Here is a 9633-nt window from a genome sequence, read left to right as displayed (position 1 = left end):
CGTCACCGATGACCGCCACGACGTTGCGGCGCGGCGGCGTCTCGCCGCGGGCTTTCGCGGCGGCGTCCGAGAGGTCGCGGCCGATGGCCATGCCGAGGCCGGCGGAGATCGAGGTGGAGGAGTGGGCGGCGCCGAAGGGGTCGTAGGGGCTCTCGGCGCGCTTGGTGAAGCCCGAGAGGCCGCCGCCCTGGCGCAGGGTGCGGATGCGGTCGCGGCGTCCGGTGAGGATCTTGTGGGGATAAGCCTGGTGGCCGACATCCCAGATGATGCGGTCGTCGGGGGTGTTGAAGACGTAGTGCAGGGCGACGGTGAGCTCGACGACGCCGAGGCCGGCGCCGAGATGGCCGCCGGTGACGGAGACGGCGTCGATGGTCTCGGCGCGCAGCTCGGCGGCGAGCTGGGTCAGGTCGCTCTCGGGCAGTTGGCGGAGATCCGCCGGCTCGCGGACGCGGTCGAGGAGGGGAAGAACCAGATCGGACAAGTCGTGACACTCGCTCATTCGAGGGCGGACCCCGCATAGCCTCGCGGCCGGGAGTCCCCGCAGATGGCGGCCGTTATACCGCAAGCGGCCGATCGCGCCATGGCGCGACGCGCGACCGTCTCGGTTGCGGCTGTGCGCGGCCTGACAACTCCGAAGAACATCCTGAACCCGGCGTGAATCCTTCGCGGCGCGGCGACAGCTGCGCCGGATTGCGCTAGGATGCTTGCGCACGAGGATTCTTAGGCGAGGATCCTTGGGCACGACGGGACCGCCTGAGCGGTTCCGCTCAAGATGCATTCCCTCAATGGAGGTCAGATGGGACGGTCGATACCGGCGCGCGGGCTCGTCCTGAGCCTCTTGCTGGCGGCTTTGGGCGTCCTGGCAGCGCCTGGCCCGGCGCGGGCGGTGCCGCTCTACCCCGCCCTCGATCCCGCCTGGCTACCGCACCTGCCGGTCTGCCGGCCCACCGACCGCACCTGCGACACCATCGCGCGGCGCCGGATCCCCGCTTGCACCTGGCGCCTGCGCCCGACGCCCGAGGGCCCGCGGCGGGTCCGGATCTGCGCGTGATCCGCGTCGCCGATGTCCGCGCCCTGAAGTCGCCGGCCGGCGGCGCCCTGCTGCTGATCGTCTGGACGGCGCTCCTGCCGGGGCCGGCCCTGGCGCGTACCTGCCCGGAGCATTTCGCCGGCGGCACGCTCCCGATGCTGACCAATCCGCGGCTCTCCGCCGACACCACGCTCCTGTGCTACAAGGCCTTCGCGGTCCTCTATTCGGGCCTGTCGCGCACGCCGCTCTACGCCGCCGAGCACCTCACCGCCGCGCGGGTCGAGGCCGCCCGGCGGGTCGACCGGGTCGATGCCTTCCACGAGGAGGAAGGAGTGCCGGAGGCGGCGCGCGCCGGCCTCGCGGATTACGCCGGCAGCGGCTGGGACCGGGGCCACATGGCCCCCTCCGGCGACATGCCGAGCCCGAGCGCGCAGGCCGAATCCTTCACCCTCGCCAACATCGTGCCGCAGAACCCGGACCTCAACCGGCAGCTCTGGGCCGGAATCGAGAGCAGCGTGCGGGCGCTCGCGGTCGAGCGCGGCGACCTGTTCGTCGTCACCGGGCCGCTGTTCGAGGGCACGAGCGTGCAGTCGCTGCGCGGCCGGGTGCTGATCCCGACCCGGCTGTTCAAGGCGGTCTACGACGCCAATCGCGGCGAGGCCGGGGTCTACCTTGCCCGCAACGCCGCCCCGGGCGAGGCCTGGGAGGCGATCTCCCTCGACCAGCTCGCGGCGATGGGTGGCATCGTCGCCTTTCCGGACCTGCCGGATGCCGTCCGCCGCCGCACCATGGCGCTGCCCGAGCCGCGGCGCGACGAATATGCCGGCGGCCCGCGCAGCCGCCGCGAGCCCGGCTTCCTCGACTGGCTCGCCGCCGAGCTACGCCGCGCCGCCCGCCGCGCCTGGCGCGACTTCCTCCGCTCGCTGTTCTGAAACGAGTGTCCCATGTCTGGGAGGAAACCCATGTCTGGGAGGAAACCCTTGCCCGCGCACGCGAAGCCCGCCTTCACCCCCTTCGCCGACGAAGCCGCGGTCCAGACCCTCGGCGGCCTGACCCTCGAGAACGGCAGCGCCCGGATCGCGCTCCACGGCTCGCTCGACTTCGCCCGCGACCGGGAGAGCCTGGAGCGGGCGCGGGCCTTGCAGAAGACGCTGGGGGCGATCGTGGCGGCCCTGGAGGGCGAGGGGGACCTGCCCGAACGGGCCGACGATGTCCGGGTGGCGACGACGGAAGTGAAGAACCCGTTCGGGTGAGGGCGCTCTTGAAGGACGCTCTCGGAGGGTGCTCTCGGGCCGCCTTGCACCCCCCCGGCGGCCCTGGTAAGCGCGGGAGCACTCCCAATTCCCACGCGCGGCCGCCCGCGCCGGCGCCCGTCGGGCCGGATCATCGTCACGATCCTCCGCCCGGCCCGCCCCGAATCCGGTCGGGACCGCGCGACACGAACCCCGGAAGGACCAGCCCATGGCCCGTGAATTCATCTACCACATGCGGGGTCTGACCAAGACCTATTCCAGCGGCAAGAAGGTGCTCGACAATGTGCACCTGTCCTTCTACCCGGACGCCAAGATCGGCGTGCTCGGCGTCAACGGCGCCGGCAAGTCGACGCTGCTGCGGATCATGGCTGGCATCGACACCGAGTTCAACGGCGACGGGTTCGTGGCCGAGGGCGCGCGGGTCGGCTACCTGCCGCAGGAGCCGCAGCTCGATCCGGACAAGACGGTCCGCGAGAACGTGATGGAGGGCGTCGCCGAGTCCCAGGCGATCCTCGATCGCTACAACGAGCTCGCGATGAACTATTCCGAGGAGACGGCGGACGAGATGACCCGCCTCCAGGACGAGATCGAGGCCAAGGGCCTGTGGGATCTCGATTCCAAGGTCGACCAGGCGATGGACGCCCTGCGCTGCCCGGGCGACGACGTCGCGGTCGCCACCCTCTCGGGCGGCGAGCGCCGCCGCGTCGCCCTCTGCCGCCTGCTCCTGTGGCAGCCGGAGCTCCTGCTCCTCGACGAGCCGACCAACCACCTCGACGCCGAGACCGTCGGCTGGCTCGAGGGGCACCTGCGCTCCTATCCGGGCGCGATCCTGATCGTCACCCACGACCGCTACTTCCTCGACAACGTCACGAGCTGGATCCTCGAGCTCGACCGCGGCCGGGGCATCCCCTACGAGGGCAACTACTCGTCCTGGCTGGTCCAGAAGCAGAAGCGCCTCGCCCAGGAGGGCCGCGAGGAGGAGTCGCGCCAGCGCACCATCGAGCGCGAGCAGGAATGGGTCTCGGCCTCGCCGAAGGCCCGGCAGGCCAAGTCCAAGGCCCGTATCGCCCGCTACGAGGACCTCGTCGCCAAGTCGCAGGAGAAGGGCCCCTCGACCGCGCAGATCGTCATCCCGATCGCCGAGCGGCTCGGCAACAACGTCATCGAGTTCGACCACCTGGAGAAGGCCTTCGGCGACCGACTGCTGATCGACGATCTGTCGTTCAAGCTGCCGCCGGGCGGCATCGTCGGGGTAATCGGCCCGAACGGCGCCGGCAAGACCACCCTGTTCCGGATGATCAACGGCCTCGAGAGCCCCGACAAGGGTGAGATCCGCGTCGGCGAGAGCGTCAAGCTCGGCTACGTCGACCAGTCCCGCGACGCACTCAACCCCGACGCGACGGTCTGGCAGGAGATCTCCGGCGGCAACGACATCCTCTATCTCGGCAAGCGCGAGATCAATTCACGAGCCTATTGCGGCGCCTTCAACTTCAAGGGCTCCGACCAGCAGAAGAAGGTCGGCGTGCTTTCCGGCGGTGAGCGCAACCGCGTCCACCTCGCCAAGATCCTCAAGAGCGGCGCCAACGTGCTGCTCCTCGACGAGCCGACCAACGACCTCGACGTCGACACCCTGCGGGCGCTGGAGGAGGCGCTGGAGGATTACGCCGGCTGCGCGGTGATCATCAGCCACGATCGCTGGTTCCTCGACCGGATCGCGACCCACATCCTCGCCTTCGAGGGCGACAGCCACGTCGAGTGGTTCGAGGGCAACTTCGCCGATTACGAGGCGGACAAGAAGCGGCGCCTGGGCGTCGATTCCACCATCCCGCACCGGATCAAGTACAAGAAGTTTAGCCGCTGAGCAGAATGGGGCGGAGCGGTTCGTCTCTGCCCCCGATCCACCAGCCTTCGGACAATAAAAAACGGGCCCCGCGGGGCCCGTTCTCGTGTCCGGATCCCGTCGCGGGCGCCTACCGCGTCGCCGAGTACAGCGAGGCGCCCGACGCGATCGGCGAGGTGACGGTGGAGAACACGCTGAGCACCTTCTGGACCTCGGTGAAGGGTGCGTTCGAGACGTAGACGAGGTCGCGGTTGCGCATCCGGAACGCCTGGGAGACGAACAGGCTGTTGGGATCGCGCATGTTGATCCGGTAGACCACCGGCACGAAGTTCGAGGACAGGAGCGGGCTGCCCGGACGCAGGCGGCGCACCACCGAGGCCGGCTCGAACCGGAAGATGAACACGCCGGCCGGATCGGCCTGGAAATCGCGCAGGCCGCCGGACTTCGCCAGCGCCTGGGCGAGCGTGATGCCCTCGGCCGAGAACGGGATCTCGTAATTCGCCCCCGTCGCGCCGACGGCCAGGAAGGTCTGGGGGTCGCGCACCAGGGTGAGGGTGTCACCCGGGCGCAGGAAGATGTTTTCGCGCGGGTTGGAAACGACGGCGGTCAGCGGCACGGTCGCGGTGGCCGAGCCGCGCGACAGCCGCACGAAGGTCTCGTTCACCGGCGCCGAGACGCCGCCCGCGGTGGCGATGACGTCGAGCAGGCGGTCGCCCTTCTCGGTCAGCGGCACGCGGCCGCCGCCGAGGTTCGAGACCGGGCCGCCCCGCGCCGCCGCCGCGCGGGCACCGCCCCCGGCCGCCGCCGCCTCGCCCAAAACCGTGACGCTGGTGCTGAGCGGCGAGTTGACGGTGACGAGCACCTGCGGCTGGATCGCCTTGCCGGCGAGTTCCTGCTCGATCTGGGACTGCACGTCCGGCGCGCGCCGGCCCGCGACCTTGATGCGGCCGGCATACGGCACCGAGATCGTCCCGTCCCGCGCCACGATCTGCTCGGGGATGCTGGAGGATTTCGAGCCGGAGGAGAGGCCGGTGACGGCGGGGGCCGAGAACAGGCCGCCGCTGCCGGCCTCCCAGATCGTCACCGTGATGGCGTCGCCGACGCCGATCACCGGCTGCACCGAGGGACGGCGGTCGCCGAAGGAGGCGAGCAGGCTGTCGAGCGGGCGGCCGCGCAGGGCCTCGACCACCGCGGCATCGACGTCGACGAGCTCGTAGCGGGCGAGCAGGCCCTGGTCGGTCGCGACGTCGGCGCCCTCCACGACCGCGCTCGCCGTCGGGCCGGAAGCGGGCAGGAAGCTGCTGCATCCCCCGATGAGGCAAGCAGCCGCCAGGACCGCTGGCATACCGACGCGCACCATGCACCACCCTCCGAAACCATCCGGGCCGTCCGCGACGGCCCATTGTGGTCTTCCACTCCGTCGATGCCGGCGCGCCGGCATCCGTCCCGATCGCTCGCGGCGCTCACCGAAGACGGCCGCGAAGCGGCCACGCTTCACTGCTTCCTCCTACCATCTCGGGTGCTCGGGAGCGATGAACGGGGCGCTCTGCGCGCACAAGCGGCGCCGGTGTTGCACCGGGCCCACGCCGTAGGGCCGCATCTCGGGGCAAGTCGGCCGCAAATGCGTCGCGAGCGTGGCGGTACGGGTGCCCGCCGTGGCGTGGGGGCGACACGGCACGGGGACGGTCTGTGAATCCCGGGAATAAACCCGATCCGTCCACGTTCCTGCCCAGATCGCAGGCCTTATGGCGACGGTCGTCCGTCGGACGATCGTGACGGCGTCAACAGCCCTCCGCGCGACGATGGTCCTGCGATTCTCGCTGATTGTTGCAGAATTGCCATTGTTCGTCCCGGATCGGCCGGTACTGTCCGCGTCGTCAGCGGCTCGCGCGCGGCTCTCGCGCGCCCCGAATGTCCGTCCCGGACAGGCTGGCCGCAGCCTGCTCGGGCCTTGACCGCCGCAGGATTCCGCCGGGCGACCGTGCCGGCTCCTGCCCAGACTCGAGGTGTGCCCGTGAGAGCTGATCCCGCGCGAAACGTCGAAACGGCCCGCCAGGCCGTCCGTCCGGGCGCCCGTCAGGTCTTCCTGTTCCTGCAGGGACCGGTCACGCCGTACTTCGCTCGGGTCGCCGACGCCCTGGAGGCACGGGGCCATCGCTGCCTGCGGGTGAATCTCTGCTTCGGCGACTGGCTGTTCTGGCGCCGGGCCGGCGGCGTGAACTTCCGCGGCACCCGCGAGACCTGGCCGGCCTTCATCGCCGACCTGATCGACCGCGAGGGTGTGACCGACCTGATGCTGCTCGGCGAGCAGCGCTACTACCACAAGGTCGCAATCGCCGCCGCCAAGGCCCGCGGCCTGAACGTCACGGTGACGGATTTCGGCTACCTGCGGCCGGACTGGATCACGCTGGAGCGCGACGGCATGTCGGGCGACAGCTGCTTCCCGAAGGACCCCGAGGCCGTGATGGCGCTCGCCGCGAAGGCGCCCGAGCCCGACCTGGTGCCGCGCTACCGCGACAGCTTCTGGCTCCAGGCCGTCTGGGACATGGGCTATCACCTGATGAGCAATTGGCTCTGGTGGCTCTATCCCGGCTACAAGTCGCACCAGGTGCACCATCCGGCCCTGGTCTACATGGGCACCGGCCTGCACATCCTGCGCGCCAAGCGCACCGGCCCGCGGGGCGACGCCCTGGTGCGCCGCCTGCGCGAGGCCGGCACGACCTACTATGTGCTGCCGCTGCAGATGGAGAACGATTTCCAGCTGCGCGCCTACTCGCCGTTCTTCGACCTGAAGACGCCGATCCACGCGGTGATCCGCTCCTTCTCCGAGCACGCGCCGGCCGAGTCGCGCCTGCTGGTCAAGATCCACCCCCTCGATCCCGGCATCCGCAACTGGGCGCGCATCGTGCGCCGCTCGGCGGTGAAGTGGGGCGTCTCCGACCGGGTCGACTTCGTCGACGGCGGCGATCTCGGGGCGATGCTGGAGGGCTGCCGCGGGGTCGTGACGGTCAACAGCACCGTTGGCCTGTGGTCGATGCGCGCCGCCAAGCCGACCATGACGCTCGGCGCCGCGATCTACGACATCCAGGGTCTGACCTATCAGGGCGCCCTCGAGACGTTCTGGACGCAGGCCGAGCCGCCGCGGCGCGAGCTCTGGGACGCCTTCATCAAGGCGATCGTCGCCAACATCCAGATCCGCGGCGTGTACTACAAGGGCGAGGGCCTGGCGGCGGCCGTGGAGGCGACGGCCTCCCGCCTCGACCTCACGCAGGGCGCCTGGCTCGAGGTCCGCTCCCGGGCCCGCACGGCCCCCGGGGCCGGCGACGACCTGCCGGGCATCGAGGCGCTGCAGAACGCCTGATCGCGGAAGAACCCGACGAAACGAAAACGGGGCCGGCAACGGCCCCGTTTTCGTTTCCAGATCCGGTCCCTTGACCGGGCCGGCGCCGAGGCGCCGAATGTCCCCGGCCTCACCCCCGCCGCAGCACGCGGCGCCAGACCACGGACCAGACCTGCTTGAGCAGGGCCTCGGGGGTGACGGCGCGGCGCGCCAGCTCCGGGTCGCCCTCGGCGAGGCGCTGCACCAGCACCTCGGGCGGGCAGGGCAGGCCGGTGCGCGGGTCGACGTAACGCGGGTAGAGGATCAGGGCGCCGGCCACCAATTCGTCGAGCGTCAGGCGGCGGGTGCGGCGGGGGCAGCCGGGATCGTCGGTCAGGCCCCAGCCGGCGTAGAAGGGCAGGCCGTGGGTGGTTACGGCCTTGCCGCGGAGCAGGGCCTCGAAACCGATCAGCGAGGTCGCGACCTCGACCCGGTCTGCCGCCTCGATCGCGTCGACAGCCGAGACGTCGCGCAGGACCACGTCGGCATGAGCGGCGAGCTCGTCCGGCGGCACCCAGCCGGGCCTGAGGCCCGCCTCGACGTCCGGATGCGGCTTGAAGGCGATCACCGCACCGGGATTGCGCTCCCGGGCGAGGCGCAGGAGCGCGGCATTGCCCGAGACCGTCGTCCCGCCGAGGCGGATCGAGGCGTCGTTCTCGACCTGGCCGGCGACCAGCACCACCGGGCCCGGCCGCGGCATCGCCGGCATCGCGTTGCTGCCGACATTGTACTTGCTCACCCGCGCGGCGACCACGGCCTCGCGCAGAGCGGCCGCCCGGGCGAGGAGATCGGCCGGGAAGGTCCCGGTCTCGAGCAGGCGCTCGAGGTCGCTCGGACCGGTGGCGTCGTAGTAGACGCCGGCGGCGTCGAGGACGTGCGAGGCGCCCGGGCGCAGGGCGACCCCGAGGCCGATCGAGCGCAGGAAGCCGTCCTCCATGCGCAGGAGCGGCACGCCCGCCGTGCGGCAGGATTCCTCGGTTCCGGCCGGCATCCGGCTGGCCCAGGTCACGACCCGGCGGACCTCCGCCAGCTCGCCCGCCGTCACGGGCGCGTCGCCCCGGCGCACCACCGGGCGGTGGCCCGGGGCCGACAGGGTCCTGGTGATCCAGTCCCGCTTCCAGGCCGAGAAGCCGACGCAGAGGGTCGGCACCGCGTTCTCGCGCCAGCGCGAGGCGACGAGATCGAGGATCGCGACGGCGTCCTCGAACCGGGCCGGCGCCCCCGTATAGGGATCGAAGTAGCGCGAGCAGACCAGGTAGGCGGCGGCGAAGACGTCCGCGGCCTTGCGCCGGCGGGTGCGCCGCGGCAGGTGCAGCCGGTCGTCGGTGAAGCCCCAGCCGGCGTAGAAGGGCAGGCCGAAGCAGGTCACCGGCGTGCCGGCGAGCGCCGCCTCGAAGCCGGCATGGGCCGAGACGACGTAGACGCGGTCGCACCCTTCCGCCACCGACCAGGCGGTGACGGGATCGCTCACCAGGCGGGCGCCGGCGGCCTCTGCCGCGGCCGCATCGATGTGGCCGCGCGGGCCGACCTTCGCGGCCGGATCCATCACCACCAGGCGCTCGGCCTCCGGCGCGTCGGCGGCGGCGGCCGCCAGCATCGCCGCGAAGGCGCTGGCGCCGGCCAGCCCGAACCCGATCGTCGGGTCGCCGACGGCCTGGTCGACGATCACCACGCGCCGGCGGTTGGGATCGGGGCGCGCCGGCAGGTCGCGGCGGCGGGGATCGTTGTCGAGGCTGAGCCGCCGCTCGCGCAGGCGTGCGATGCCGGCCTGCGCGCGGGCGAGAAGCTCGTCCGATTCCCAGCCGCCCTCCTCGAGCATGACCTCGAGCTCGCTCGGCGCCGTGGCATCGTAATGGATGCCGAGCCCGTCGATGATGTAGCTCAAGGCGCGCTCGGGACGGGCGTCGCCGAGCCGCAGGAAGCCCTCGTCCCAGCGGTCGCTCAGGCGCACCCGCCGCGAGGTCGGCTCGCTGCCCAGGCGCCGCGAGCGGCGGGGCCCGGGCCCCTCCGACTCCGACGGCATCCGGGGCCACAACCGCTTCAGCTTGCCGCGATCCATCCGCCTCTCACTCACTGCGGACCGTGCCGCCCCGGCCATGCAACCCGGAGCAGGGGCCGTTCCACATCACCC

At 71.5% G+C, this 9633-nt stretch carries 8 protein-coding genes; 5 read left to right on the top strand and 3 right to left on the bottom strand.

What is annotated here, in order from left to right:
• The coding region (locus ABZT49_RS15150) for a 1-deoxy-D-xylulose-5-phosphate synthase N-terminal domain-containing protein (RefSeq protein WP_355286854.1) at positions 1-481 on the bottom strand (481 nt) is incomplete at its 3' end.
• Between the two features lie 315 nt (positions 482-796).
• Here ABZT49_RS15150 and ABZT49_RS15145 point away from each other — a divergent pair.
• The 4 genes from ABZT49_RS15145 to ettA all read left to right on the top strand — a co-directional run bounded on the left by ABZT49_RS15145 (position 797) and on the right by ettA (position 4144).
• The gene (locus ABZT49_RS15145; protein WP_355286853.1) at positions 797-1051 is read left to right on the top strand and encodes a hypothetical protein; all 255 of its coding nucleotides are present in this window, start codon (positions 797-799) and stop codon (positions 1049-1051) included.
• Complete coding sequence (locus tag ABZT49_RS15140; RefSeq protein ID WP_407943511.1) at positions 1048-1962, top strand: DNA/RNA non-specific endonuclease; 915 nt, start codon at positions 1048-1050, stop codon at positions 1960-1962. Before ABZT49_RS15145 ends, ABZT49_RS15140 begins: the two co-directional genes overlap by 4 nt.
• Before the next feature lie 48 nt (positions 1963-2010).
• Positions 2011-2283, top strand: a complete 273-nt coding sequence (locus tag ABZT49_RS15135) for a hypothetical protein (RefSeq protein WP_407943510.1) — start codon at positions 2011-2013, stop codon at positions 2281-2283.
• Between the two features lie 208 nt (positions 2284-2491).
• Positions 2492-4144 (top strand): energy-dependent translational throttle protein EttA, encoded by a 1653-nt coding sequence (ettA, locus tag ABZT49_RS15130; protein ID WP_355286851.1) that lies wholly within the window; start codon positions 2492-2494, stop codon positions 4142-4144.
• Positions 4145-4253: 109 nt separating this feature from the next.
• On the opposite strand, the gene ABZT49_RS15125 is transcribed toward ettA, so the two are convergent.
• Entirely contained in the window at positions 4254-5483 is a 1230-nt protein-coding gene (locus ABZT49_RS15125; protein ID WP_355286850.1) for a polysaccharide biosynthesis/export family protein, read from the bottom strand.
• 654 nt (positions 5484-6137) lie between these two features.
• Here ABZT49_RS15125 and ABZT49_RS15120 point away from each other — a divergent pair.
• Positions 6138-7484, top strand: a complete 1347-nt coding sequence (locus tag ABZT49_RS15120) for a capsular biosynthesis protein (RefSeq protein ID WP_355286849.1) — start codon at positions 6138-6140, stop codon at positions 7482-7484.
• A gap of 109 nt (positions 7485-7593) precedes the next feature.
• Here the strand turns inward: ABZT49_RS15120 and ABZT49_RS15115 are convergent, their stop codons facing one another.
• Complete coding sequence (locus tag ABZT49_RS15115; protein ID WP_355286848.1) at positions 7594-9561, bottom strand: capsular polysaccharide biosynthesis protein; 1968 nt, start codon at positions 9559-9561, stop codon at positions 7594-7596.
• Positions 9562-9633 lie beyond the last annotated feature (72 nt).

It is taken from the genome of Methylobacterium sp. EM32 (assembly GCF_040593685.1).
In the GTDB taxonomy this organism is placed as follows: Bacteria; Pseudomonadota; Alphaproteobacteria; order Rhizobiales; family Beijerinckiaceae; genus Methylobacterium.
Note: the sequence above shows the minus strand (reverse complement) of the source record. Positions and strands in the feature narration are given on the sequence as shown.

What these genes read in the sequence shown, in the direction of transcription:
- ABZT49_RS15145 (WP_355286853.1), top strand. Translation starts at nt 797, where the DNA reads ATGGGACGGTCGATACCGGCGCGCGGGCTCGTCCTGAGCCTCTTGCTG.
- ettA (WP_355286851.1), top strand. Translation starts at nt 2,492, where the DNA reads ATGGCCCGTGAATTCATCTACCACATGCGGGGTCTGACCAAGACCTAT.
- ABZT49_RS15125 (WP_355286850.1), bottom strand. Translation starts at nt 5,483, where the DNA reads ATGGTGCGCGTCGGTATGCCAGCGGTCCTGGCGGCTGCTTGCCTCATC.
- ABZT49_RS15115 (WP_355286848.1), bottom strand. Translation starts at nt 9,561, where the DNA reads ATGGATCGCGGCAAGCTGAAGCGGTTGTGGCCCCGGATGCCGTCGGAG.